Origin of the sequence: Burkholderia sp. Ac-20365, from assembly GCF_017104715.1 — a bacterium.
Taxonomy (GTDB): Bacteria; Pseudomonadota; Gammaproteobacteria; order Burkholderiales; family Burkholderiaceae; genus Paraburkholderia.
Genome location: NZ_JAAGPI010000006.1, coordinates 309,617 through 334,793, shown reverse-complemented (window position 1 = coordinate 334,793; position 25,177 = coordinate 309,617). Strand labels below are relative to the sequence as shown.

Genomic DNA, 25,177 nt, shown 5'->3' with positions numbered 1-25,177 from the left:
ATCGTCAATCCCAAACTATGGCAAATTTTGACCCATTTCGCGGCGTCGCCGTGTTTATGCAGGTCGTGGAATCGGGAAGTTTCACCGTCGCTGCCGAGCGTTTAGACATGACTAAATCGGGCGTCGCCAAGAGCATCAGTCGCCTCGAAGAGATGCTTGGCGTGCGACTGTTCAACCGGACGACGCGGCGCCTCAGCCTGACAGACGAGGGTGCGGCTTACAGTGAGGGTTGCGCTAAGGCCTTGAGCGAACTGGACGCCGTGCAGAGTTATCTGAGTTCCCACAGCCAGCAACCAGTGGGAAAGCTCAGAATCAACCTGCCGGTCGTATTCGGCCGTCGTTGGGTGCTACCCACCCTGCTTGACATTGCCGCTACGCATCCGGCGCTCGAACTTGACGTCACCCTGACGGACCGACCGGCCGACCTCGTCGAAGAGCGATATGACATTGCGATTCGAATTGGACCATTACGCGATAGCGCGACGCTGATAGCAAAACCGCTCGGTGTGCAAAAAGCCGTGCTGTGTGCTCACCCTTCCTATCTGGAAAAGCAAGGATGCCCGGAGACAATCTCAGATTTGAAAGGGCACCAGTGCGTGACGTTCGGCAGCGGTGCCCAGGCAAGAACGTGGAACTTTATAGACTCAAATGGCCACGGCTTTCCTTTCTATGCAAATGGCCGGGTTGCAGTGAACCACAGCGAGGCGATTTTAGATGCAGCTCTGCGAGGTGAAGGGGTCGCGCTTCTGGCTGACTGGCTCATCGCAGACGCTTTACAGGAAAGGCGTCTCATCGAAGTATTGCCGGATGTTCAGAAGGAAGGATTCCCTATTCATGCCATCTGGCCCAAGAGTGCCCACTTGTCCGGAAAAGTTCGCCTTGTAGTCGACTCGCTTGCTGCTCGCTTCCTGCCAAATGCACCGTGGGAGTTGGCCGCCTCGTAGCGGCCAACTTTTTTTCTCATCGACTTTGAGCTCGGCATCCTCTACAGCGGACGGGGACCCAGCAACAGGGTGAGCTTTCGCCCTATTCGTCGTCCGCGAGGTCCTGACAAACTCGACCGCCCTGCTTGTCGTCGTCGCTGTCCCAGTACGGGAGGCTGGTATTCCCTTGCGGCTTGAAGCAGTTCGCCTTCAGCAACGGCAAGTTCAGCGAAGACGGAGAGTTGGGTCCGAAATAAAGAGCCACCGTGCTTCCCGTCAAAGACACGACTTGAGGATGAGTCGGGAAGCACGCATCGGTACCAAGAACCGGAGAGCACTGAGAATTCGCCGGCGGCGGTGAGACGACACCGTTCGACTGCTGTGATGGGGTCTGGGTGCTCACGATGAGTCGTACCTTGCTCCCAGCGGGAATCTGCGCGAACTTCGGAGATATTAAGAAATCATATTTCCGGATTTGTCCTGCAGGAACGTAGTGGTCGGCGACATACTCGCCGTACGGCTTCACGGGTACACCCTTCCTGTCGACCCAAGACCGATTGGGGTCATTTGTCGCGAGACTACCGAGAACAGTACCCGAAGAAATGGGCGTGACGGTGCCGTCGGACGCGACCAATTCAACGGTCGCGATAAGCTCCAGATTGGTCGTGGTAGACGACGCATAGAACGATGCACTCATGGGGCCTGCGAGCGTCGCTCCCTTTTTGAGCACAGGACTATCAAACTGCAACGAGCTACCAGTTCCCGGCTGCGCCCACAACAGGTTGACCGTCGCCCATTTCGCTGGCGGAGTCTTCTGCAATGCGCCTTGCGCCGTCAGGAAATACTGTTTGTATGTCGGCGCAACCGGGTATGACGACGTGCTAATCCAGTTATTCGACAGCAGTTCATGCACGTGAATCGGCTGTGTCGTATCGGCCATCCCGGTTTTCTTGCCTTTGAGCCACGTGTCAAACCATTCCAACGTTATATTGTTGGCGATGTTTTGACCCGTTGTTTGCTCTTCGAACTGGCAATGTCCCCCTTGGCTGATAATAACCTGGTACCGGCCCGTTGCCTTTTGATTGAGCTGCATGGGGCCGTACATGTATTGCCCGCTATTCGCATTCTGCATGTACGCATACATCGACATTGAACTTTCCGCGTAGATGTCTTGATGCGTGCTCCAAATCAATGTGGGGATTCCGAGGTCGACTACCTGACGTACGTAGTTTCCTGGCGTTCGGATTTTCCAGAAATCGCGATAGTAGGCCCGCGGTCCTCCCGCGTCGATGTCATCGGCCAGAGATTGCCCGTACGCCGTCGCACCATGATTGTTTCCAACCGAAGGCCCAAAAAACAGGGGGAATTGTCCCGTCTGGGTCGGGATGCCGCCCGCAAAGTAAGTCTCGCGATAGAACTCTGCTCCCGAGCAAAAAGGGGCGAGCGCCTTGATGGGCGAGTTTCGCCCTGCCGCCACGGCAGTGTAGAACTGATTCAGCCCTGCCCATGAACCACCCTGCAGTCCGACCTTTCCATCCGAATTTTGCAGTTTCGTCGCAGCCCATTGAGCCAACTCGGCACCGTCCTTCGCATCTCGGTCACTGAAGAACGAAAAATCACCACCAGAGTTTCTGGTGCCTCTGACCGACGCAGTTACGAAAAGGTATCCGCGTTGGACGAAGTAATCTCCAGCGGTGGAAGGCGTGCCGAGATAGGGCGTCTGCGTTATCAGAACCGGAAACTGACCTTTGGCGCGAGCCCCGGTCTTCAAGTCGGTTGGATACGAGACGTCGACCATGAGGACCGCCCCATCACTCATGGTGACCGGAATATTCGTATCCAGTGCCGTCCCGTAGCTCGGATTTCCAGGCGTCCACACTCCTCCAGGAAAGGGCGTCGAGCTCGCGGTGTCTGAAGCGGAGGCCGGTACCGATACGCCGACCAATGATGCGACCAGCGCAGCCAAAAGCCACGCACTTGTTGAACGTTTCATTTCGTCCCCTTCCGATGTCGAGCCAGAATGTTGGTCAGTCTTAATTAAGTACACCTAACCTACCTTGCTATGCGTAAGCTGTAAAAATCATTAACATTACACATTGGCAAATGTATTTGGCCTCATCTAACCGAATATTGGGATGCGGACATACCCTATCTCGGACTTTTTACCGCACGGGGGTGCTATTGCAGGGAAGTGAAACGCCACAGCTCAACACATCGCGTGCTGCATGCATGGCCTTGGCTGCCGGAAAAAGTTGAACAGGCACCCTCCGTGCCTGAACTCAGATTTCCGATTGTGAGAGCATCACAACGATGCGCCGAATCGAAGCTGCTCGAATGCCCTAAATAATTCTGTGCTCTTCGACGAGGAACGCTGTAATTCCTGAAAGGAACGTCTCCGCGTGTGCCATAGTCTTGACGCCCACTTCCGAGGCAAACGCGAACTGCAACGAGTCTGTGCTTTCAAACCAGAATTCAACGACACCGTCGATGGGCAGGTCCTCGTAAGCGCACGGCTGCCCTTTGTGCACTTCGCGTTGAACGACAGCATTCTGTCGGTAGCCCAGAACGCCCGGCATCTTCCGGACCCAATCGGCATGCACCTTCCACTCGTTCAGGAAGTCTTGTTCGGACAGTTCCGGACGCCGTCGAATCAGCGACATCCGTTTTTTGACCTTGCCTCGAACGTCGTCCTGCGGAACGTCGACCACGGTTGTCTGTTTGACAGTGAGGATGTGCAGCTTTCCAAGGAAGTGATTCTCGTCTGCGAGAATCCTCCGCGGCAGTTCACCATCGCCGAAAGGCTTGTTCGGGTCCGAAATCCACAGTTGCGAGAATCCATCAAACTCCCACGGCTCTCGCGCGAAGCCGATACCGCGCTGTACACGGTCGACGATGTGGTTCTGCCTGTATTGGCTGAGCCCGGGGGCGTTCTTGACCAGGGGGCCGTGATGACCGAGCCAATACTTGTAAAACTCGTCGTGTGACCATTCGGGCTTCTTCGAAATAAGCCCCATGCGTACCGTGCTCATCAATCCTCCAATGTCATCACTTCAAGTAGATTAGTCGGCGCGATTAATGCGCGCCGAGGTAAGCTGCCTTCACCTTCGGGTCATTGAGCAAGTCACGACCAGTACCTTCGAGGGTAATGTTGCCCACCTCGAGCACGTATGCCCGGTCGGCCACGCCGAGCGCTTGCTTTGCCATCTGCTCGACCAAGAGAATCGTCAAGCCTTCTTCGCGCAGACTCCGGATAGCGTCGAAGATGTCTCGGATGACCAGTGGCGCGAGCCCGAGTGAGGGTTCGTCCAGAAGGAGCATGCGCGGCTTGCTCATCAGCGCGCGAGAGATTGCGAGCATCTGCTGCTCGCCACCGGAAAGCGTCCCGGAGAACTGGTTCTGGCGCTCACGCAGACGGGGAAAACGGTCGAACTCTCGCTCCATCGATGCTTCGGTTTCCGCCGCCGACTGCTTGCGCGAATATGCACCGAGTAGGAGGTTTTCGCGCACGGTTTGGTCGGGGAAAACGCCGCGGCCTTCAGGAGACAATGCGATACCGAGGCCAAGTCGCATGTGGGGCGGTAATTGAGTGCAATCACGACCACCGACTGTGATGCGACCGGACGCGACGCTTTGCAGACCAGCAATGCTCTTTAGGAGACTGCTCTTGCCGGCTCCGTTCGCGCCGATGATGGTCACAACCTCCCCTTCACGCACTTCAAGGCTGACCCCTTTCACGGCTTGAATCGCGCCATAGGACACTTTGACCGAATCGATTTTCAGCATATCTCCTCCTTTAGGCCGCTTCGGCTTCGTCGACACCCAGATACGCCTCGACGACTCGAGGGTTCGCCTGGACATCGGAAGGCTTGCCTTCTGCAATCTTGACGCCGTAGTCGAGCACGATGACGTGGTCGGATACGGACATGACGAGGTCCATGTGGTGCTCGACCATCAGGATGCTCACACCATACTTTCCGATACGCAGGAGCAACTGACCGAGTTCAGCCGTCTCCTGGGGATTCAGACCTGCGGCTGGCTCATCCAGAAGCAGCAACTGAGGCTCAGTTGCAAGTGCCCGTGCAAGCTCCGCCCGTCGTTGAAGTCCATACGGCAAGCTGCCCGCAGGCCGATTGGCGAGATGTCCGAGCTCGACGAGCTCCAGCAACTCGAGCGCGCGTTGTCGCGTGATTTCTTCCTCGTGCCGCGCACGCGGTGTGGCGAAGAGCGATGCAAAGATGCCATTCTTCATCCGGCTATGTCGCCCAAGCATGACGTTGTCGAGCACCGAAAGCTCGGCGAACAGCCGCAGGTTCTGAAACGTTCGACCCATGCCGAGACTGCAAATCGAATGGACCGCACTACCGCCAATCTCTTTTCCGTTGAACAGGATGGAGCCGGCGTCCGGCTTGACCACGCCGGTGACCATGTTAATCATGGTGCTCTTGCCCGCCCCATTCGGTCCAATTAGCGCGTGGATGTGACCGCGCTTGAGAGCAAATGAGATTTCGTTCGCGGGTTTCACACCACCGTAAGCCTTCGAGACCTTTTCAACAGTGAGCAACTCGTCGCCATTAGCGCGGCCATTTCTAAGCAGCGTGGTCACTTGCCCACCTTGGTGCGCGTCGACAGCTACGGTGTCGTCTTTCTTGCGACCAAACAGGGACGAGAGCGTACCAACGACGCCGCCCGGCATCACATAGAGTGCGAAAAGCAGCAGCAACCCGTAGAGCGTGTGTTGAACGGACGGCCAACGAGCAAGAAGCGCGTCCAGCAGAGTCAGAACCACAGCCCCGACCACTGGACCCAGCTTCGTTCCCGCACCGCCGAAGAGCACGAGGAGCAGAATGAAGATGGACAGCTGAAACGAAACGAAATCCGAGTTGATGTACTGGTTTTGCTGCGCGACCATGGCGCCGGCGAGCCCACAGGTCACTGCAGCGATGACGAAAGCGATGACCTTTCCCCGATAGACCCGAACACCTACGGACGATGACGCAATCTCATCTGCCTGAAGCGAAAGGAAAGCGCGACCAAATTTCCCGTTCAGCAGGTTACGCAGCAGCAGGTGCGTGACCGCGCAAAAGATGACTGCGACGCACACCCACTGAGCCAGCGACATCGGCTGACCACCGATTTGCGGGCTGCGGATTCCGTAGATACCTTGCGCCCCACCGAAGACGTCCGTCCAGTCGCTCACCAGTCTTTCGACCACGATGCCGAAGGCCAGCGTGACCATCGCGAGATACGGACCCTTGACTCGAAGCGACGGGATGGCAACGATGACGCCACAAACACCGGAGATGGCGGTTGCTGCGACCATGGCAAGCCAGGGATTGATGCCAGTTTGAGACGTCAGGAGAGCAACTGCGTAAGCGCCCGCGCCGAACAGGCCGGCTTGCCCGAGCGATTTTTGCCCTGCGAACCCAACGAGGACGTTCATCCCCGCCGCGCACAGGTAATACACGCACATCATGAATGCGATGTGCAGGTAATAGTCGTTTCTGACGAGAAGCGCGCCGGCGCCTAACACGAACGCAAGGGCGCAGACGCACACGATATGGGAATACTTTCTCATACCTTCTCCACCAATCGGCTACCAAAAAGCCCCGTCGGCCTGAACGCCAGAACAAGGATGACGACGGCAAAGACCGCGATTTCACGCCACTGCGCTTGCCACAGGTTCACGGTCGATTCAAAGACACCGAGCGCGAATCCACCTATGACGCATCCGCGCGGATTGTTCAGCCCTCCAATCATGGCGCCCGAGAAGCCCTTGAGACCAATTGCAAGTCCCATAAAAAGCGAAGCCTGGGTGATGGGTGCAATAAGGAAGCCGGAGAGTCCTGCGAGCGCAGAACTCACCACGAAAGCGCCAATCATGACGGCGTTCGTGTTGATTCCCATCAGGCTCGCAACGCTGCCGTTGGCAGCCACGGCTCGCATCATCTTGCCGACCATGGTCTTTCTCATGACGACGTCGAAAACAATCATCACGGCAACGGCCACACCCAGAAGCAGCATTTCCTGTGGACGAACGCCAATGCCAAATATCTGGATAACGGAGTCGCCGACTGGCGATGGGACGACCACGGGCTTCGGACCCCAGATGGCCAGACCGATAGAATCAAGGACGACGCCGAATCCAAGCGTGCTCATGACCCACGCCATCCCGGGCTTCTTTGCGAAGGGACGCACGCCGAGCACGTAGAGCAGCCACCCCAGCGCGCCCATTACGACAAGCGCAGCTACCAGCCCCAACAACTGGGCGGTCACACTCGGGACTGCGCCGCCGAAGGTGGTCGACGTAATCGGCTTTCCGAGCAGAAGCAGCATCGCGCTCATGCCGATGAACGCGCCGGCAGATACAAACTCTCCGTGAGAAAAGTTGAGCGTTTTGGTAGTGGTGAATGTAATGCTGAAACCAAGTGCGACCAGGGCATATGCGCCGCCGACGGCCAGGCCACTGATGACAGCCTGAAGAAGTGCTTCCATCATTTCTGTTCTCCGCGTTGACGGCGCGATTGCCGCGCCGTCGCTTGCAGGGTTGCGGTTACTGCTTGTAGTCGGCCGGAGTCAGAGACGCGACGAGAGCATCCGAGTACGGGAGCAGCTTCCCGTCCTTCCAGTGAACCCAGACGAAGTCCTTCGCCAGCAACGCTTCGTGGTTGGTCTTGGTGAACGGTTTGTTGTACGTCTTGAGCAAACCTTGAACGGGGCTATTCAGATTCTCGAGCGCCACGCGAATGGCCGAGCCGTCGGTACTGTTCGCCTGCTTTATTGCTTGCGCGAGCAGCAACACCGAGTCGTAGCCGTGAAGTGCGAAGGAGAACGAGCTGGGCGCCTTCAACTGGGAGCCGACTCGAGCGAACAGCTTGTCCTGTGCGGACGTGCGATTCTCGCTGACCGTGCGAAGAAACAGCGGCTTCTCCGCCAAGTTCTTGCCTGCCGCGTCGTAGAACGTGATGTTGTCAGCCGCCCATGAGCTCAAGACTCGCGGGTAGTAGTTGATTTTCTCCATGCTGCGCATCACCTGGGCAATCGGAGTTCCCTGCGCCCAGATAATTATCGTGTCCGCGCCCGCCGCTTTGAGCTTGTTCAGTTGCGACGTCATGTCGGTGTCACCGACACCAAACTGCTCGATGTCGACAGGCGTGATTCCTTGCGCCTGAGCAATGTCTTTCATGTCGCGGAGGCCGCCCTGCCCATAGCCAGTGGTCTCGGACATGAACCCGACCTTCTTCGATGCGCTCGAGTTCTTCTTCACGTAAGCCATCAGCGCTGCAATCTGTTCACGGTCGACCATAGAGACGCGGAACATATAGTTGTCGGCGCCGGCACTCATCGGCTTGGTGATGTCAGTGCCAGCCGATACGTTATCGATGACTGGAATCTTCTTCTGATTCACGATGTGCTTCCATGCCATCGCATTGCCAGAGTTAGTCGGCCCGAAAACGGCGACCACACCCTCGTTGTCGATGAGGTCACTCATGTTCTGGATTGATTTCGGCGGTTGAGATACGTCGTCTCGAACCACCAGAGCGAGCTTCTTGCCGAGTACACCGCCTGATGCATTGATGTCCGCGATGGCTGCCTGCATACCCAGTACAGCAGCTTGTCCGCTTTGCGCAGACGGCGACGCAGAGAGGTCTCCATTGAATCCAATCTTGATTTCCTGCGCGAACGCCGCGGACGAGGCGACTACGAAACTGGCAGCGGCAACTGCCGCGGCGATGATACGAATTGCTTTCATGATGTCTCCAACCGGGTTGCTTCATGTCATGAGGGGAGCACAGGTCCCCTTCGTCGATTCGGTCACTCAGAACTTGCTGACAATGCCCAAACTCACAGCCAACATCGAGCGGCTCGCGCCAGGGGTGCCCTGGAAGCTGTCGCCAATGGACGGTGTTGCGTTGATGACGGTGCCCGTGCCCGGGTTGCCGAGCGTCTTGCCAGATGCACGCTGAAAGCCTTCAAGGGCATACAGACCGGTTCGCTTCGACAGCGCGTAGTATTCGGAAAGGACGATTTGATGGTATTTCGCGGCGTCTGAAATGCCATTTGCCTTCGACGCCCACGTGTAGCTGTAGCCAGTGGCAAGGTCCAACGCGACCGTGGGCTTCCAGTGGAGTACCGTTCCTACCGTGTTCCAGACGGCAGTGTCAGTAAACTTCGAGTTGATGCCAGGGATGTACTGGACGTTGGAATACGCGAACGAGATGTCCCACGAACTGTTGAACACGTACCCACCGTCAACCGCGAAACGCTGTTGAGCCTGAGCCTGGTTGAAGCCATTGGTGATGGCCGACACCCCTTGCTGCCCGGACGAGTTCACAGCCGAATCAGCGCCGTACGGACCGCCGCCCGCCGTTGAGTTGTTGATTCGCCAGAATCCAGCCGCGAGACCGAAGCCGTTGACCTTGTATTGCAGTCCCGCACTCCAGGTCGCCCCCTGATTGAGACTGCCTGGCACACCCGCGAGCGCGTATTGGCCACTGGCTGTAAATCCATAGAGATTCGGCGTCGTATAGGTCACCGCATTGTTGGAGCGATAGTACGTATCCATGCCGTCGAGGTCGCCCGGGTGCGAGCCGTAACCTGTCTGATACCAGGCGGGAACCCAGGGCGAAAGCATCGTGTAGTACGCGCTATATTGGCGACCCGCTGAGAGTGTGCCGAACGACTGGTTAGTCACATCAATGCGCGCCTGTCGGCCAAACATCGCGTTCGTGAACTGTTGTCCGCCCGTGGCGAGATTGAAGCCAGACTCCAGAACGAATACCACCTGCGTGCCGCCACCGAGGTCTTCAACACCGCGCAGACCAAAGCGGTCGCCGTTCCACACGCCGGATTGCATCCGCACGTTCGAATGACCGGGCGTCGTCGAACCCAACGTCGTCTGACTGTTTTGATACGTGATTGACGTATCGACAATGCCATACAGGGTCACGCTAGCTTGTGCAAAAGCCGAAACGGCGCACATACTCAAACTGGTACCCAACGCAAACTTTGCAACCCGCTTCGCTAACATTAAAAGTCTCCTTAGTAACCTTTGAATCGATGTATTTGTGACGAGCGCGGCTGCGTATCGCGGGCACCACCCTTCCGGTCTGCTCAATTGAGCCAGCGGAACCTGTAGGACTACGAATTGCTCGAACGATTTTTTGATTTGCGACCCGACATCGGACTTTGCGACAGCGGTTTCTGGACAGCTCTCCAGACATGGCGATGAAGAATTGGCCTTGCACTCGACGCTATCGGGCATGCATCGTTAGGCCAGATACTACGCCACGAAATTAAACATACGCCACTGCTTTTGCATAGGTGCAATCCCCAGGCGTAGCTGAGACAAAGAACCTGCCCGAACAGTTAAATAACTCAGAACAGTGCCCCATAAGGCCCGGGAGGACATGCTTCACGTGTCTTGAGCGCAGGCTTTGGGGTGCGTCAGTCCGTTTTTTGCACACACCCGGTAATTACACCTATGCAAATACATATGCCACGATGCAATCATGCACTTACTTACCTTGGCAACCTGCCGCAAGTGCACAAAATCAAAAGGAGTCGTCATGCCGTTCCCTAATTTCGTAGCTCCGCGTCTGCTGGAGAACCGCCTCGCGTTTGTTACCGGTGCCGGTCAAGGCAATGGACGCGCGCTAGCGCTCGGCCTCGCGCAAGCCGGCGCAAAAGTCGTGGTCAACGACATCAACCTGGGACTCGTCGAAGAGACAGCAGCCCTCATCGAGGCGGAAGGTGGGAGGGCGTGGGCTTTCGAGCTGGACGTGACCGACGCAGATGCTTGCAACAGCCTCGCAAGCAAGGTAAGCAAGGAAATCGGCCTGGTTGATTTGCTCGTGAACAATGCCGGCATCATCATTCGCGAAAACTCCTCGAGCCCGAACGCCGCGAAGAACTGGCACAGGGTGATGGACGTCAATGTGCAAGGCACCTTCAACGTGACCTATGCTTTCATCGAGTCAGTGAAGGAAACCAAGGGCGTCATCATCAACGTAGCCTCCATCGCTGCCTTCGCTGGTCAAGGCGCAAGCCTCGGTTACTCTCCGTCGAAAGGCGCAATCAAGATGTTCACTCAGTCGTTGGCTGCTGAACTGGCGCCGTTTGGAGTACGCGTGAATGCGCTTGCTCCCGGCGTCATTGAAACGCCGATGACGGCGGCCACGCGCGAGAATCCGCAGCGTCTGGAAGCCTTCATGTCGCGCATCCCCATGGGGCGCGTCGGTCAAACGGAAGACCTTGTCGGCCCCTCCGTATTCCTCGCGTCCGGAATGTCGCGCTATGTTACAGGTGTGACCCTCGCCGTGGATGGTGGATTCCTGGCCATCTGAACTTTGCACGGAAACGAGCCCGCCTTGCGGGCTTGCTCCGTGTCCGCTTCGCTGTCAGCGAGCCCAGGCGCTCTCGTTCTCACGCACGCAACTACTCCATCTCTCACGCCGTCGCCGGAAACCGACGGTCGCCTATTAGTCCTCTTCCTGCAGATACCAATCGAGTTTTCCGAACCGCTCGCGTGCGGGACACAGGCGGTTCGCGCTCGCTATTCCGTTTAGATTCTGAGCTCTCGTGAGGACAGCCTCTCCGACAGACGAAGCAGTCCTTTGGCGACGCTACCATCGTCAGTAGTATCCAGACTGCGTGATGGACCGAAAATTGTCACCGAAAATATCAGTTGCCCGGCGCGGTCGAACACAGGTGCACTCAGACTATCGACCCCAGGAATTGGCACGCCCAGCGTTCGTGAGAGGCGTTTATTTCGCACGTCCTGTACGACACGCTCAACTCCCCTGTCGAGGCGACTGGCAGAAATAGCTTCCACCCCTTGCACCTCGCGGGCGAGCAGCGGGTCTATTGTTTGTCTCGGCAGGAACGCGGCAAACAGACGCCCAGTGCTGCTGTGCGCGATAGACATAACCGACCCTACGTGCAAACCGACATGCACATACATTTCGGGGCCGTGATACTGGATAACTGTCGGTCCAGAATCCGTCCATATTGCGATAAACGCCCCATGCGTATGGTCCTCAAGCAACTCTGCAGCCAACTCAATGGTTTCGTGCAACGGGTATCTTTGCGCCAGCGCTCGCAGTCCAAGCTTCAACGCTAGCGGACCGGGCTCAAAGCTATGAGTCATTAAGTCACGTCTGACCAGCCCCGTACGAACCAAGCTCACCATATAGGTAAAAACCTGGTTCAGTGGTAAGGCCGTCGCGGTACTTAGACCGGTCATAGAGACAGGTTTGCCTGCGTCGGCCAAATATTGCAGCAGCGTGCCACCGACCTCCATCGCGTGAATACCCCTTTGCTCTTTCACCTTACTTGGACCAGGTTGCTCGACGCTTTCAACTGCTTCCATACCCCTCCCTTGCGCCCATCACCTTGCGTACGCGATGGCAAATGCGTGTCCAACTCTATTGCGTGGACGGCTCCAAAACAAAAAAGCCGTGGCTGCTTGGTCAGAGCAACCACGGCAAATACGCACGTCGGAGTTCCTGCGTATCGTTAGTGGGACACCACTGCGAATTTGGTAGCCGGAGTTTCAGTCGCCGCCCGCTCGTTCTGCGAGGCGCCGGTCGACGCGATTGCCTTCCCAGCGATGTAGCCAAACGTCAAAGCCGGCCCCAGCGTAATCCCAGCCCCGGGGTAGTTGCCACCCATGATGCTGCATGCATCGTTACCAACCGCGAAGAGGCCCTGAATCGGCGAGCCGCTGGCATCGAGAACGCGGCACGCGGAGTCTGCCTTCAGGCCCGCGAATGTCCCAATGTCTCCGATACGGATTTTCAACGCGTAAAACGGGCCCTTCTCAATCGGCGCCACACACGGGTTTGGCGAATGAAGAGCATCACCCTGGTAACGGTTATAGGCCTTGCTGCCCTTGCCGAACAGCGGGTCACGGCCGAGACGAGCTTCCGCGTTGTAGCCTCGCACCGTCTCTCTCATATTCAGCGCATTCACGCCAATCTTGCCGGCCAGCTCATCAATCGTCGAGGCCTTCGTCAGATAGCCTACGCGAAGGTAACGGCCGATGGGCATCGGGAACGGAGCAACGCTACCCAAACCGTAGGTTCGAAGTGTCTTGTGGTCACAGATGAGGTGCGCGGAAATCTCCTCTCCCTTCGGCGTCGCCTTCACCAAGGCCTGGACGAAATCATGGTACGAGTTTCCTTCGTTTGTGAAGCGGCGGCCATCTCGAAGCACCGAGATGACACCTGGCTTTGCTCGGTCAATGAAGTGAGGCATGATGCCCGTCGTCCCATCCTTTCTCGTCAAGGTCGAAACGGGTACCCACGCGGCTGCGTTCGGCAGGGTCGTCGATACCTGGCCGCCGACGGCTTCGGCCATACGCAATCCGTCGCCTGTGTTGCCCGTCGGAGAAGGCGAGAAATGCTCAGTACCGGTCGGCGCATGCGGGAAGAGCTGTTTGCGACGCTCGATGTCGTACGGAAATCCGCCGCTCGCGAGAACAACAGCCCGTTGTGCCGTGACTCTCACTTTCGAGCCGGCCCTGTCGAGCAACGCCCCCGTGATGCGGCCATTTTCGCTGGTGAGACTGAGCGCCTTGGTGTTAAGCCAGAGAGGGACGTTCAGGTCGAACAGCGACTTGGCGAGTCTGCCGGCCAGAGCATTGCCATTCGTCAATGTCATACCCCGTCCATGCTTAACAACGTCGGCGAAATGACGCGATAGCCGCTTTGTCACATACCATGCGGACTTGATGGACTTCGTCACCCGCATGAAGTGCACGATTTCCTTGCCGGAACCGAGCATCATCCCAAACACCGTCAGTTCTGGCAGCGCCGGAGCCAGGTCCTTGATTGCGGTGCCGAGCTCCCGGCCGTCGAACGGCCGAGTGACCATTGAACGACCACCTTGCGTTCCGCCGGGCGCTTCAGCGTGATAGTCGGGGAACACGAGAGGCATGTCGAATCGCACTGCTGTTTTCGACGTAAAGAAGTCGACTGCTTCCGGCCCATTCGCGATGAACGCGTCTACGCGCTCACCGTCAAAGCTCGAGCCTGCCTCGTGCTGAAGATAGGTACGGGCGGCGCCATCCGGTTCATGAATACCTTGCACCTTCGCAAGCGCAGTATTCGGAATCCACAACCAGCCACCAGAGCGGGCCGTTGAACCGCCAAATTTGGGCTCCTTCTCGATAACAAGGACCTTGAGCCCTTCGAACGCCGCTGTGATTGCTGCGGACATTCCCGAGCAGCCGGAACCAATAACCAGCACGTCACAACTGAATTCGCTTTCCTGCTTCATCACGTCTCTCCGATAGTGAAGACGCGGCTTACTCAGGTGCGTCCCCATAGTCATCCCCAGTTCCTTGGGCCATGGTCAAATAATACGCTCAAATTACACATACGCACATTGATTTGCGTAGGTACAATCCCTATGGCTTATTTGCGTGCGTGGACATGTACATTGAAGGCTCACCGGGAAGCGTTTGTGGCGGTCCTCAATCCATGCAACAGATTGAGCATTGAGTGGACCAAAGTACGTCACCTGCCACTGCCGGTTACGTTCTTTTAATGTGGAGACGAAATGATTAAGCGTATGACTTTGCTATCGCGCAAAGAAGGCACGTCGACAAGCGACTTCCGTGCATATTGGTCCGGCTGTCACGCGCAACTCGCGTTGTGCATGAATGGCATTACGAACTACACACAAAATAGGGTCGACAAAACTCTGTGGCGCTCATCGGAGGGCCCAGCATGTTTTGATGTCGACGGAGTCGTCGAGCTGTGCTTCGAGAATGACGAGGTCATGGCAGAAGCGCAACGTTCCGCAATCGGAAGCCAGTACATTCCACAAGATGAGCCAAACTTCCTGCGGGGATGGACACTCTGCGTGGTGGACCACGAAGATGAGCCAAAAGAGCATCCAGGCGTAAAAGTGCTCATCGCCGCTACGCTGAATCCCGAGGTTTCACGGACAGACTTCAAGGCAGCAATTCTCGAAGCCAACGGCGCCCAAACTCCACGCGCTCTGGTGTCGTTCAACTGGACAAACAAGAGCGCAAAACGCGAACGCCTTTGGGCTGAGCCGGTCTCGCCGACGGCGCTGGTTGCATTGTGGTTCAAGGACATCGCACAGGCCCACGAAGCATTTGGTGCCGAAAGCAGTTTTGTGTGCAAACTGCTCGGTTTGACGAACCGTGCGGCGGCATATCTTATCGACCCGTTCGTGGTCCGGTAGCTAGTGGACCCAGCCGCCGGCACTTGTTGCCGGCGGCTGGTCGAGACTTTGATTCTGGTAGAAGATGCGCGCGCATAGCAGTCCATCCATATGCCGATTCGTACCATGACGACCTCCGAAAAAGCACAGTCCACAAAGTCAACGGGCGCTCGAAACTTCGAGCGCCCGCGTTACTTCATGTTCAGCCTTTGATTTACGCTTTTTGCGTATTGCCAGCGCGCTCGAATCTCAGTGCATACGCCATCGCCACACAGGCAACGGCCAGAAGAACCGCGATGAAGTAGAAAGCGTTGCTCATGCTTCCCGTGTAGGTCTTGATGAGACCGATGAGGTACGGGGTGATGGTCCCGCTCGATACACCGATACTGCTCACCAGCGCGATGCTCGCCGCGGCATTGGGACCGCGGAAGAAAGTCGCAGGCACAGACCAGAAGATTGGGTGAGCCGCGTACACAGACACCGCCGCAGCCGTCAACAGCGCCATGGACACTGTGAATCCGATACCGTGCGCAGTCAGTAAGGACAGTGCCGCGGCTGCAATAGCACCGCACACGACAAAGTGCCACTTGCGCTCATTGCGCCGGTCAGAGCGTCGGGCAATCAGGATGACGCCGACAGCGCCGATTGCATTCGGAATTGCCGAGTACAAGCTAATCTGGACAATGTCCGTGATGCCAAACTCCTTAATCATCGTCGGCATCCAGAAGAGGAGCAGAAGAATCGCCGACGTCAGACAGAAGTATACGAAGGCAAACAGATAAACATACGGGTTACGCACGGCATCAAGCAGCGAGTGGCTATGCTCGTCGGGCTTTCCTTCGAACGCAAGCAACTCTTCCAGACGCCGCTTCTCGTTAGCGCCAAGCCATGACGCATTTGCCGGCTTGTCCTTCAGATAGAAGTATGCGATGACTCCAAGGATGATTGCCGGCGCACCTTCAATGGCAAGCATCCATTGCCAGCCATGAATTCCGTGCACCCCGTCCATGCCGCGCATAATCCCGCCGGACACGAGGCCGCCAAGCACACCCGCTACGGCGACACCCGCATAGAAGATTGAGAGTGCGCCTGCACGACGGCGTGCCGGAAACCAGAAAGTCAGATAGAAGACAATGCCCGGAAAGAAGCCAGCTTCGAACACACCAAGCAGAAAACGCAGAACGTAGAACTGCGTGCTGGTAGACACCGCAACCATCATGACCGAAGCCGCGCCCCACAGCACCATGATTCGCGCGAAGGTTTTTCTTGCGCCGAATTTATGCAGGAGCATATTGCTGGGCACTTCGAACAAGACGTAACCAACAAAGAAAAACACCGCCCCCAGGCTGTATGCAGCGTCCGTGAACGACAGGTCATGCTTCATCTGCAATTGAGCGAAGCCGACGTTGCTTCTATCAAGAATGGCTACGACGTAACAGAAGAAGAGGAACGGGATGATGCGTAGCGTTACTTTGCGAAAAAGACTGTCATCGGACGTGCCGACAGAGGGGGGAGTTGCCGGTGTCGGGACTGCGCCGACTGAACTTCGCGTTGTCATCAGAATCTCCAGTGCAGTTATTCTCAGTTGTGGCCGCTATCGGTCGAAGTAGTCACGCCGTTCGACTGACTGCTGACCCACTTAGAAGGCAACCGCACCATGGCAGGTTCACGCTTCTTGATTACATATTAGCGCTTCACTTCGCATATATGTAATTCTCGTTTTTACCTAGCCCTATCCGCTAAGCACTCCCGCGGCACCAAAGTCAGGGTTAACCCCGGTCAGCGTTAAGATTGGTTCAATTGCCGAAGCTATTCGCCCGTCTACACCCCAAAACACCCCCGTCGCTTCGGGAAAAACATCACATCAGGGAAAATTCGATGTATACGTATTTTGTTGCATATATATAATTAATCAGAAAGTATCTTCACGCGCCTTCTGACCTACATGGAGAGCCGACTTGTCCGCGAGAATGTTGTGGCTTCTGAGTACGTGCTGCTTTGCCAGCATGGCGTCGATGCGGGTCTGCGATTCGCTGCTACCGTCGTTGCAGGCTGACTTTGGTGTAACGATGGGTCATGCGGCCCAGGCCATCTCGGCGTTTGCTCTCGCGTATGGGGTTATGCAGCTCGTGTTCGGCCCTGTCGGCGACCGGTTCGGGAAAATACGCGTAATAGCACTGGCAACGCTGGCATGCACCGCCGGCAATCTTGGCGCAGCCCTATCCCTTCATATGGGTCATCTCGTCGCGGCTCGCGTGCTCTCTGGCGCATCGGCTGCGGGAATCGTGCCGCTAACAATGGCGTGGATTGGTGACAAGGTCCCGTACGAGCGGCGCCAGGAGGTTCTCGCGCGGCTACTCGGTGCAACAGTTTTCGGGATGATTGCGGGCCAATGGCTTGGAGCGTTGCTCGCTGACGCCTTCGATTGGCGAGCTCCATTTGCGTCGCTCGCTGCAATTTGCCTCGTCGCCGGAATCCTCGTGATGCGTGAAGACCATGGCTCCGACACGAACGATGCATTGTCGGGTGGCCGGTTCGCCACCCGGGCAATTGAAGTATTGACGATTCCGTGGGCTCGAACAGTGCTTCTTGTAACCTTCATCGAGGGTTCGCTCGCGTTCAGCGCCTTGTCCTTCATTCCAAGCTATTTGCACGCTGTGTTTGACATCCCGATGTCGAGAGCGGGCGGCATCGTGGCGCTTTACGGAGTCGGCGGCCTCCTCTACAGCCGCTGCGCGCGTCGACTCGTCCATCGACTTGGAGAAGCGAATCTCGCGCGGCTAGGCGGTGCGTGCTTGGCGGCTTCCTACGGCGGACTTGCAGTTCTAAGTAACTGGTGGCTGGCAGCTCTCTGCTGCTTCCTGGCCGGCTTCGGCTTTTACGCGTTGCACAATACCTTGCAAACTCACGCCACACAGATGGCGCCCGAGATGCGTGGAACCGCCGTATCTCTCTTTTCTTGCTTTCTTTTCTTCGGGCAATCGCTCGGCGTCGCTTGCGCGGCGTGGTTCATCGACAGGTTTTCTGCACCACCTGTCTTTATCTGCAGCGCCTCTGGCCTTCTCGTTCTGGCCTTCGCGTTCTCTTCGCTCGTTTCCCGCCAAGCCGGGCAACTGGCGAGGACATGACCTATGTCATTAATCCAGACGTATTCGGCGGAGCCAGTTGCCACGTGGTCACAGCGACCCTGCCGAAATACGGTCCTTCGGCTAGACGACCGGTACGGAAGGGCCCGAATTCTTTTCCGTCAGCAGTTTGGTGGTCTCGAGAAGACTGGTCGCCAGTGGCCCCTTCCACGAGACATCGAAGTTCGCTGCAACACCGAAGAGCGTCAGCACGAGGACAATCTCGCCGTTGCTATCGAACACTGGTGCGCTGATGCTGTTGATGCCCGGAATTGGCATTCCTTCGCCGCGAGCGAGCCCGCGTTTTCGAATGTCCGCCAGAATGGCATCGAACTGCGCAACAGTAAGGTGCTCGCCCTCCGGAGTCTGCGACCCCATGTCCGCCATGACCCGTTCGACGAGTTTGGGAGCTTGCTTGTGGGCGGCGAAAACGCGACCGGTCGTAGAATGCACGAGCGACATGACCGTGCCCACGTGAACGCCAGCGTGCAAAGAAGCAGCAGGCTCAATACTTTGAAGGACTGTCGGGCCTCGGTCTCCCCAAGCGGCGAGCAGCACACTCTGTTCAGTGCGTGTCGCGAGCTCAATGGACGGCTGCATCGCGTTTCGGACTGCAGGCACCATGCGCAGGGCATGCAATCCCATCCGAAGAGACAAAGGACCAGGTTCGAAACGCAAGGTGACCGGGTCACGTTTGACCAAACCAGTGCGAAGCAGGCTAACCATGTACGTGAATACCTGGTTCGTCGGGATACCACTGCGGGCGCTGAGCTCCGCAAGCGTCACTGGCTCACCGGCATCCGCAAGATACTGCAGGAAGCGGCCACCGACTTCCATGCTCTGAATGCCCCGCTGCTCCTTGCGAGCACTTGAGTCGTGACTGTCCGGATTTTCTTTTGCTTGCTGCTTCGTTACCATGCAATCCTCTATGCACGAACACACCGCGATTCGCTGATTTTACCGGCTTCCTGCTTACCGCAAGGCACACCCGGACTCTGAATCCGACAAGATACGCAAATGGACACCGAAAGCACCGAAAAAGCCCAACGGGGAATTCAGTCAGTCGAAGTGGGTAGCGAAATTTTGCTGGCGTTGACGCAATCTGAGTCGCCCATGCCACTGAAGGAGGTTTCGCGCGTGACGGGCATGTCACCTGCGAAGCTCTTCCCTTATCTGGTAAGCCTCATCAAGCTCCAACTGGTGCAACGGATGGAACCTTCCGGCGATTATGCCCCAGGTCCCCTCGCACTGCGGCTAGGCTTGTACGGACTGCAGCGATTGAATCCACTACGCGAAGCCGAAGCAGACGTTTTGGCGCTCGCGTCGAAGACCGGCCAAAGCGTCTTCCTTACGACCTGGGGTCCGAATGGTCCGGTGGTCGTCCGGCAGGAAGACCCGTCCTACCCGCTTCACCTCACGCTCCGAGTTGGCACCGTGATGTCGCTTGTAAATACCGCCACCGGGCGGCTGTTCGGCGCTTATATGCCAGAACCCTTGGTGCAGAAGGCGCTCGCCGACGAAGGCATACGTCTCAGCGGTGCGACCGCCCTGAAAGCGGCCGACAAACAGGAGTTGTTCCGCACATACCAGAAAATTCGGGAAGACGGAATGACCCGAACATCCGGCCACCCGTTGCCGGGTGTGAACGCCATCGCGGCACCGGTGTTCCTGTTTAACGGGTCGATAGCGTTGGCCATCACGCTCGTCGGACCGGCTGGCACGTTCGACACTCGCTGGGACGGCGAGCTTGCCTCGACCCTGCGACAGACGACCTCCGACCTCTCATACCGACTGGGCTACTCGCCCGCACCTGGCGCTGAAGCGTAGTCGACATCGGGCTGGCGGGGGTAGCGGCCGGCAGCCCAACATGAACATTCACTTCCCTGGCGCTCGCCGACACGCCGTTCCGACACTCCATCCCGGAGTTGCGGCTGTCGAATTGCGGTGAAGCACTTTCGTCGCCCACCAATTTCGCAACCAAGGCAGCTCCGCGACTGAAAGCGCGGACACCAGCCTTGCCGGCGCCCACAGGCACATTCAGAAACACCGCACCGCCCCAACTCGGACAGTGGGTTTCGCCACCCGCACTCTCCGCGGCAATCCTTCGCCGCACTCGCCCCTTTCTGCTGCCGAATCCGTGCGCTCCTCGTGCGAAGGCGCCATCATGATTCGGCCCGTGTCCCGGCGCTCATTTCCTGCACTCCCGGTCCACCCCGCGAAATTTCAGCGTCCAGGTGCGCTGTGCTCTTCGGGTATTGACCGCTCCCAGGTGACTGCCGTCACGAGTAGCACCCCGCCAGGAAAGCTCCTTCGCCCGTACGGGAAATTATCTATATGCGATTATGTTCGCTTATGTATAATTCATTCAACGTCAGGGTTGATGGACAAAACCCGCCCTGTCCCTTCAATTTTTCCTGTAGAGGTCTCCTACCATGGCGACAGAAAAGAAGTTTGCTTCCCACGCGGACGTTGAAGAAAAGAAGGTCACGTTCGAACAGCTTTCCGAACATGCGTACGCGTACACCGCCGAAGGCGACCCGAATACCGGCATCATCATTGGGGACGACGCTGTGCTCGTCGCCGATACACAGGCCACGCCTGTGATGGCTCAGGACGTTATCCGCCGCATCCGCGAAGTCAGTGACAAGCCTATCAAGTACGTTCTGCTGACCCACTATCATGCGGTCCGCGTGCTCGGCGCCTCGGCCTACAACGCTGAGCAAATCATCGCCAGCCAGGACACCTACGACCTCATCGTCGAACGCGGTGAGCAAGACATGAAGAGCGAGATTGAACGCTTTCCGCGTCTCTTCAATGCGGTTGAATCTGTGCCGGGTCTGACCTGGCCGACCTTGACCTTCCAGAAAAAGATGACGCTCTGGATGGGCAAGCTCGAGGTGCAAATCCTGCAACTGGGCCGCGGACACACGAAGGGAGACACCGTTGTCTGGCTGCCGCAAGAAAAGACGCTCCTCTCCGGTGACCTGGTCGAATACGGCGCAACTCCGTATGCAGGCGATGCGTACTTCCAGGACTGGCCTGCCACGCTCGATGCCATTGCCGCACTGAAGCCCGAAAAACTCGTCCCCGGTCGTGGCGCTGCACTCAAGACGCCTCAGGAAGTCGCCGACGGGCTCGCAGGTACGCGAGCCTTTATCAGCGAGCTTTACAGCGCGGTGAAGTCGGGTGCCAGCGAAGGTAAGGACCTCAATGCTATCTACAAAGAGACCTATTCCACGCTCAAGCCGAAGTTCGGCGATTGGGTCATCTTCGACCACTGCATGCCGTTCGATGTAACCCGAGCACACGACGAAGCCACGCAGTATCCCGACCCGCGTATCTGGACCGCTCAGCGCGACAAGGAAATGTGGGAAACGCTCGAAGGCTGACCGTTCGCGATGGTTTGGCCGCAGATGAATTCCGGCCGTCGCTGGATTGAATAACCCATCTGGAGTTTCAAAGTGGAACAAACGACGCAAGATGCATCTATTCGGCGCGAATCGATTCAGCCTGCAGCCCTACGTAACGAGCAGTTGAAGCGCGCGTCGTCGGCGTCGGCACATTCTGCGCATCCGGTTGGCTATCAGTCCGGGTTTGGCTGCGAGTTTGCGACCGAGGCACTGCCGGGCGCCCTGCCGGCCGGTCGTAACTCGCCTCAGCGCGCACCCTACGGACTCTATGCAGAGCAACTCTCGGGTACCGCGTTCACGGCACCGCGCTCTCACAATCGACGTTCCTGGCTGTATCGGGTGCGTCCTGCCGCCGTCCACAAGCCCTTTAGGCTTCTGGAAAACAGCAAGCTTGTTGGCGATTTCTCTCGCGTCCCGCCTACTCCGCCGGACCAACTGCGTTGGGACCCCTTGCCCATTCCCACAACACCGACCGATTTCGTCGATGGCCTCGTGACGATGGCAGGAAACGGCTCAGCCGATGCGATGGTCGGGTGCGCCATTCATCTGTATGCGGCCAATCAGTCGATGTCAAATCGCTTCTTCTACAGCGCTGACGGCGAACTTCTGATTGTCCCTCAGGCCGGCCGGCTGAGCATCGCGACGGAGTTGGGTCTGCTCGAAGTCGCCCCGCAAGAAATCGCAGTCATTCCGCGCGGCGTCCGCTTCCGCGTCGAATTACCGGACGGCGAAGCGCGCGGCTATATATGTGAGAACTTTGGCGCCCTCTTGCGCCTTCCCGACCTGGGTCCGATTGGTTCCAACGGCCTAGCCAATCCGCGCGACTTCCTGACTCCACTCGCCGCTTACGAAGTGCGTGAAGGAAACTTCGAGCTTGTCGCCAAGCTCAATGGCAACCTGTGGCGCGCCGACATAGGCCATTCACCGCTGGACGTCGTCGCATGGCATGGGAACTACGCACCGTACAAGTATGACCTGCGCCTGTTCAACACCATCGGCTCCATCAGCTTCGACCACCCAGACCCGTCTATCTTCCTGGTGCTGCAGTCTCCCAGCGACACACCGGGTGTCGATACCATCGACTTCGTCATCTTCCCGCCGCGCTGGCTCGTCGGCGAGGATACCTTCCGTCCTCCATGGTTTCACCGGAACGTCGCTAGCGAGTTCATGGGCCTGATTCACGGCGAGTACGATGCCAAAGCAGAAGGCTTCGTCCCCGGTGGAGCGAGCCTCCACAACTGTATGTCGGGTCACGGTCCAGACGCAGGCACATTCGAAAAAGCTTCAGTCTCTGACACTTCGAAGCCCGTCAAGGTTGATTCGACGATGGCGTTTATGTTTGAGACCCGTACGCTCATCAAGCCAACTCAATTTGCCCTCGAGACGTCCCAGCTTCAAAACGAATATTTCGAATGCTGGCAAGGCCTCGTCAACCGCTTCACCCCGGAAAACCAGTGATGACTTCAACTACCGACAACGCGGGCTCAGTGGCCGAGACCACCCGCGCAGACCTCAAAAGTTGGGTCGAATCAGCCAACACTGAAGACACTGACTTCCCAATCCAGAACCTTCCGTTCGGCGTCTTTTCCGATGCCCGGTCTAACCTTGCACGCGTGGGTGTCGCAATCGGGGACTGGATTGTTGACCTTGCAGCGCTCGAGTCCGCTCGTTTGCTCGCGGTGCCCTATACGGTCGTGGACGACGAAGGAAATCCGAAGAGCGTTTTCCGGCAAAAGCGGCTGAACGACTTCGTAGAGTTGGGCAAGCCCGTCTGGAGAAGTGTACGCAGCCAGCTGTCGGCACTACTCTCGACCGATGCGGCAACGTTGCGTGACGACCATGACATGCGTGAGCGTGTAATGGTCCGGCAGTCAGATGCTGTCATGCATCTGCCCTTCGAGATTCCTGGCTACACGGACTTCTACTCGTCACGCGAACACGCTACGAATGTTGGTTGTATGTTCCGCGACCCGGAAAATGCACTGATGCCAAACTGGCTCGAGATTCCCATTGGCTACAACGGGCGCGCTTCGTCCGTTGTGGTCAGCGGTACGCCGGTACGACGCCCTAACGGTCAACGCAAGGACCCGAGTTCTGCACGGCCAATTTACGGGCCGAGCCGCAAGCTGGACATCGAACTCGAAACCGGCTTCTTTGTAGGCATCGGCAGTACGCTCGGAATCCCTATCTTTGCGAAGAACGCGGACGACCACCTGTTCGGGATGGTACTGCTGAATGACTGGAGCGCCCGCGACATTCAGCAATGGGAGTATCAGCCGCTTGGCCCGTTTAACTCGAAAGGCTTCGCGACTACTATCTCGCCGTGGGTGGTGACGATGGATGCATTGTCGCCGTTTCGCGTCGAGCAGCCAGAACAGGAACCGAAGCCGCTCGAATATCTGCGAGGCGCAGCCAACGCAGGTGTCGACATGAATCTTGAGGTTCAGTTGAAGCCCGAGTCCGCGACGAAGCCAACGACGATTGCCAGGACCAATTTCAAGCACATGTACTGGTCGATGGCGCAACAATTGGCACATCACACATCGTCGGGCTGCAACACCCGCGTGGGCGACCTCATGGGCTCCGGCACTATCAGCGGACCCAAATCGGATTCGAGTCACGACAACGTCGGAACCTTCGGTAGCCTTCTCGAGTTGACGTGGAACGGAAAGACGCCTCTCAAACTCGGTGCTGGCGAGGAACGCGCGTTTCTTGAAGATGGCGATGAATTGACGCTTCGCGGATGGTGCCAGGGTAACGGCTATCGCGTTGGCTTCGGCTCGTGCGTCGGGACCATCCTGCCGGCCCTCGATGTCGCTGCGGAGAATAACGGATGAAGCTGTATAGCTACTTCCGAAGCTCCGCGTCGTATCGCGTTCGTATTGCGCTGGCCTTGAAAGGGCTGCCGTATGAGTACGCCGCCGTGCATCTCCTGAAAGGCGGCGGGCAGCAGCTCTCCAGCGTATATCGTGAGCTCAATCCAGACGGGCTGGTTCCGGCGCTCGAAGATGGGACACAGGTTCTCACCCAGTCTCTCGCAATCATCGAGTATCTCGACGAGTTGTATCCGGCCCCACCGCTGCTCCCGTCAGCACCAGCGGACCGCGCATACGTCCGCTCCGTAGCACTGCAAGTGGCGTGTGAGATTCATCCCATCAACAACCTGCGCGTACTTCAGTATCTGAAAAAGCGCCTGAGTATCTCTGACGAGCAAAAATCTGAGTGGTATCAGCACTGGATTGATGCTGGCTTCAGTTCGCTCGAACAGCGGCTAAATTCAGAGCGTCGCGTCGGTGATTTCGTGTTCGGTAGCACGCCAACCATCGCAGACCTGTGTCTCGTCCCACAGGTTTGGAATGCACGCAGGTTTGAAATTCCTTTGAATCGCTACCCCACCATATCGCGGCTCGCTGCAAATGCGATGGCCTTGGATGCGTTTTCACAGGCGGAACCTTCGAAGCAACCGGACGCGGAATCGTAATCGCGTAGGGATGTACCGGCCTGCCGAGCGGCGCTCATTAGCCAA

The 25,177-nt window shown here is 57.4% G+C and carries 20 protein-coding genes; 9 read left to right on the top strand and 11 right to left on the bottom strand.

The features are described 5' to 3' along the window. Window positions 1–17: 17 nt before the first annotated feature. A complete protein-coding gene (locus G3O01_RS14360; protein WP_205805673.1) occupies window positions 18–944 on the top strand; it encodes a LysR family transcriptional regulator in 927 nt (308 codons plus the stop codon). 82 nt (window positions 945–1,026) lie between these two features. Here G3O01_RS14360 and G3O01_RS14355 read toward each other — a convergent pair whose 3' ends face one another. The 7 genes from G3O01_RS14355 to G3O01_RS14325 form a co-directional block, all read right to left on the bottom strand. Next, on the bottom strand, window positions 1,027–2,916 hold the full coding sequence (locus G3O01_RS14355; protein ID WP_205805671.1) for a CocE/NonD family hydrolase: 1,890 nt from the start codon (window positions 2,914–2,916) through the stop codon (window positions 1,027–1,029). Between the two features lie 346 nt (window positions 2,917–3,262). Next, entirely contained in the window at window positions 3,263–3,952 is a 690-nt protein-coding gene (locus G3O01_RS14350; RefSeq protein WP_205805670.1) for an EthD domain-containing protein, read from the bottom strand. Between the two features lie 43 nt (window positions 3,953–3,995). Next, window positions 3,996–4,706, bottom strand: a complete 711-nt coding sequence (locus tag G3O01_RS14345; RefSeq protein ID WP_205805669.1) for an ABC transporter ATP-binding protein — start codon at window positions 4,704–4,706, stop codon at window positions 3,996–3,998. Window positions 4,707–4,716: 10 nt separating this feature from the next. Continuing rightward, window positions 4,717–6,498 (bottom strand): branched-chain amino acid ABC transporter ATP-binding protein/permease, encoded by a 1,782-nt coding sequence (locus G3O01_RS14340; protein WP_205805668.1) that lies wholly within the window; start codon window positions 6,496–6,498, stop codon window positions 4,717–4,719. Beyond that, a complete protein-coding gene (locus G3O01_RS14335; RefSeq protein ID WP_205805667.1) occupies window positions 6,495–7,418 on the bottom strand; it encodes a branched-chain amino acid ABC transporter permease in 924 nt (307 codons plus the stop codon). Before G3O01_RS14335 ends, G3O01_RS14340 begins: the two co-directional genes overlap by 4 nt. 55 nt (window positions 7,419–7,473) lie before the next feature. After that, window positions 7,474–8,673 (bottom strand): ABC transporter substrate-binding protein, encoded by a 1,200-nt coding sequence (locus G3O01_RS14330; RefSeq protein WP_205805666.1) that lies wholly within the window; start codon window positions 8,671–8,673, stop codon window positions 7,474–7,476. A 66-nt stretch (window positions 8,674–8,739) separates the two neighbouring features. Continuing rightward, a complete protein-coding gene (locus G3O01_RS14325) occupies window positions 8,740–9,903 on the bottom strand; it encodes a porin (RefSeq protein ID WP_241023963.1) in 1,164 nt (387 codons plus the stop codon). A gap of 586 nt (window positions 9,904–10,489) precedes the next feature. Here G3O01_RS14325 and G3O01_RS14320 point away from each other — a divergent pair. Then, on the top strand, window positions 10,490–11,266 hold the full coding sequence (locus tag G3O01_RS14320) for a glucose 1-dehydrogenase (RefSeq protein ID WP_205805665.1): 777 nt from the start codon (window positions 10,490–10,492) through the stop codon (window positions 11,264–11,266). A 218-nt stretch (window positions 11,267–11,484) separates the two neighbouring features. On the opposite strand, the gene G3O01_RS14315 is transcribed toward G3O01_RS14320, so the two are convergent. After that, on the bottom strand, window positions 11,485–12,291 hold the full coding sequence (locus tag G3O01_RS14315; protein WP_205805664.1) for a helix-turn-helix domain-containing protein: 807 nt from the start codon (window positions 12,289–12,291) through the stop codon (window positions 11,485–11,487). Between the two features lie 146 nt (window positions 12,292–12,437). Beyond that, window positions 12,438–14,201 (bottom strand): FAD-dependent oxidoreductase, encoded by a 1,764-nt coding sequence (locus G3O01_RS14310; protein ID WP_205805662.1) that lies wholly within the window; start codon window positions 14,199–14,201, stop codon window positions 12,438–12,440. Between the two features lie 282 nt (window positions 14,202–14,483). Here G3O01_RS14310 and G3O01_RS14305 point away from each other — a divergent pair, with 282 nt between their 5' ends. After that, entirely contained in the window at window positions 14,484–15,137 is a 654-nt protein-coding gene (locus tag G3O01_RS14305; protein ID WP_205805660.1) for an EthD domain-containing protein, read from the top strand. A 193-nt stretch (window positions 15,138–15,330) separates the two neighbouring features. Here G3O01_RS14305 and G3O01_RS14300 read toward each other — a convergent pair whose 3' ends face one another. Then, window positions 15,331–16,674 carry an MFS transporter gene (locus G3O01_RS14300; RefSeq protein WP_205805658.1) on the bottom strand — a complete coding sequence of 448 codons (1,344 nt, stop codon included), beginning with the start codon at window positions 16,672–16,674 and terminating at the stop codon, window positions 15,331–15,333. Between the two features lie 400 nt (window positions 16,675–17,074). Between G3O01_RS14300 and G3O01_RS14295 the strand changes: the two genes are divergently transcribed. Next, window positions 17,075–18,244 (top strand): MFS transporter, encoded by a 1,170-nt coding sequence (locus G3O01_RS14295; protein ID WP_241023932.1) that lies wholly within the window; start codon window positions 17,075–17,077, stop codon window positions 18,242–18,244. Between the two features lie 81 nt (window positions 18,245–18,325). Here the strand turns inward: G3O01_RS14295 and G3O01_RS14290 are convergent, their stop codons facing one another. Next, a complete protein-coding gene (locus tag G3O01_RS14290) occupies window positions 18,326–19,159 on the bottom strand; it encodes an IclR family transcriptional regulator (protein WP_205805657.1) in 834 nt (277 codons plus the stop codon). A gap of 99 nt (window positions 19,160–19,258) precedes the next feature. On the opposite strand from G3O01_RS14290, the gene G3O01_RS14285 reads away from it, so the two are divergent. The 5 genes from G3O01_RS14285 (at window position 19,259) to maiA (ending at window position 25,132) form a co-directional block, all read left to right on the top strand. Beyond that, window positions 19,259–20,068: an IclR family transcriptional regulator gene (locus tag G3O01_RS14285; protein ID WP_205805656.1), complete on the top strand. Its 810-nt coding sequence runs from the start codon at window positions 19,259–19,261 to the stop codon at window positions 20,066–20,068. Between the two features lie 605 nt (window positions 20,069–20,673). After that, entirely contained in the window at window positions 20,674–21,630 is a 957-nt protein-coding gene (locus tag G3O01_RS14280) for an MBL fold metallo-hydrolase (protein ID WP_205805655.1), read from the top strand. Between the two features lie 144 nt (window positions 21,631–21,774). After that, entirely contained in the window at window positions 21,775–23,109 is a 1,335-nt protein-coding gene (hmgA, locus tag G3O01_RS14275; protein ID WP_205805735.1) for a homogentisate 1,2-dioxygenase, read from the top strand. After that, complete coding sequence (gene fahA, locus G3O01_RS14270) at window positions 23,109–24,488, top strand: fumarylacetoacetase (RefSeq protein ID WP_205805654.1); 1,380 nt, start codon at window positions 23,109–23,111, stop codon at window positions 24,486–24,488. Before hmgA ends, fahA begins: the two co-directional genes overlap by 1 nt. Beyond that, the gene (maiA, locus tag G3O01_RS14265; RefSeq protein ID WP_205805653.1) at window positions 24,485–25,132 is read left to right on the top strand and encodes a maleylacetoacetate isomerase; all 648 of its coding nucleotides are present in this window, start codon (window positions 24,485–24,487) and stop codon (window positions 25,130–25,132) included. Before fahA ends, maiA begins: the two co-directional genes overlap by 4 nt. Window positions 25,133–25,177: the final 45 nt, after the last annotated feature.

What these genes read in the sequence shown, in the direction of transcription:
- G3O01_RS14360 (WP_205805673.1), top strand. Translation starts at nt 18, where the DNA reads ATGGCAAATTTTGACCCATTTCGCGGCGTCGCCGTGTTTATGCAGGTC.
- G3O01_RS14355 (WP_205805671.1), bottom strand. Translation starts at nt 2,916, where the DNA reads ATGAAACGTTCAACAAGTGCGTGGCTTTTGGCTGCGCTGGTCGCATCA.
- G3O01_RS14350 (WP_205805670.1), bottom strand. Translation starts at nt 3,952, where the DNA reads ATGAGCACGGTACGCATGGGGCTTATTTCGAAGAAGCCCGAATGGTCA.
- G3O01_RS14345 (WP_205805669.1), bottom strand. Translation starts at nt 4,706, where the DNA reads ATGCTGAAAATCGATTCGGTCAAAGTGTCCTATGGCGCGATTCAAGCC.
- G3O01_RS14340 (WP_205805668.1), bottom strand. Translation starts at nt 6,498, where the DNA reads ATGAGAAAGTATTCCCATATCGTGTGCGTCTGCGCCCTTGCGTTCGTG.
- G3O01_RS14335 (WP_205805667.1), bottom strand. Translation starts at nt 7,418, where the DNA reads ATGATGGAAGCACTTCTTCAGGCTGTCATCAGTGGCCTGGCCGTCGGC.
- G3O01_RS14330 (WP_205805666.1), bottom strand. Translation starts at nt 8,673, where the DNA reads ATGAAAGCAATTCGTATCATCGCCGCGGCAGTTGCCGCTGCCAGTTTC.
- G3O01_RS14325 (WP_241023963.1), bottom strand. Translation starts at nt 9,903, where the DNA reads ATGTGCGCCGTTTCGGCTTTTGCACAAGCTAGCGTGACCCTGTATGGC.
- G3O01_RS14320 (WP_205805665.1), top strand. Translation starts at nt 10,490, where the DNA reads ATGCCGTTCCCTAATTTCGTAGCTCCGCGTCTGCTGGAGAACCGCCTC.
- G3O01_RS14315 (WP_205805664.1), bottom strand. Translation starts at nt 12,291, where the DNA reads ATGGAAGCAGTTGAAAGCGTCGAGCAACCTGGTCCAAGTAAGGTGAAA.
- G3O01_RS14310 (WP_205805662.1), bottom strand. Translation starts at nt 14,201, where the DNA reads ATGAAGCAGGAAAGCGAATTCAGTTGTGACGTGCTGGTTATTGGTTCC.
- G3O01_RS14305 (WP_205805660.1), top strand. Translation starts at nt 14,484, where the DNA reads ATGATTAAGCGTATGACTTTGCTATCGCGCAAAGAAGGCACGTCGACA.
- G3O01_RS14300 (WP_205805658.1), bottom strand. Translation starts at nt 16,674, where the DNA reads ATGACAACGCGAAGTTCAGTCGGCGCAGTCCCGACACCGGCAACTCCC.
- G3O01_RS14290 (WP_205805657.1), bottom strand. Translation starts at nt 19,159, where the DNA reads ATGGTAACGAAGCAGCAAGCAAAAGAAAATCCGGACAGTCACGACTCA.
- G3O01_RS14285 (WP_205805656.1), top strand. Translation starts at nt 19,259, where the DNA reads ATGGACACCGAAAGCACCGAAAAAGCCCAACGGGGAATTCAGTCAGTC.
- G3O01_RS14280 (WP_205805655.1), top strand. Translation starts at nt 20,674, where the DNA reads ATGGCGACAGAAAAGAAGTTTGCTTCCCACGCGGACGTTGAAGAAAAG.
- fahA (WP_205805654.1), top strand. Translation starts at nt 23,109, where the DNA reads ATGACTTCAACTACCGACAACGCGGGCTCAGTGGCCGAGACCACCCGC.
- maiA (WP_205805653.1), top strand. Translation starts at nt 24,485, where the DNA reads ATGAAGCTGTATAGCTACTTCCGAAGCTCCGCGTCGTATCGCGTTCGT.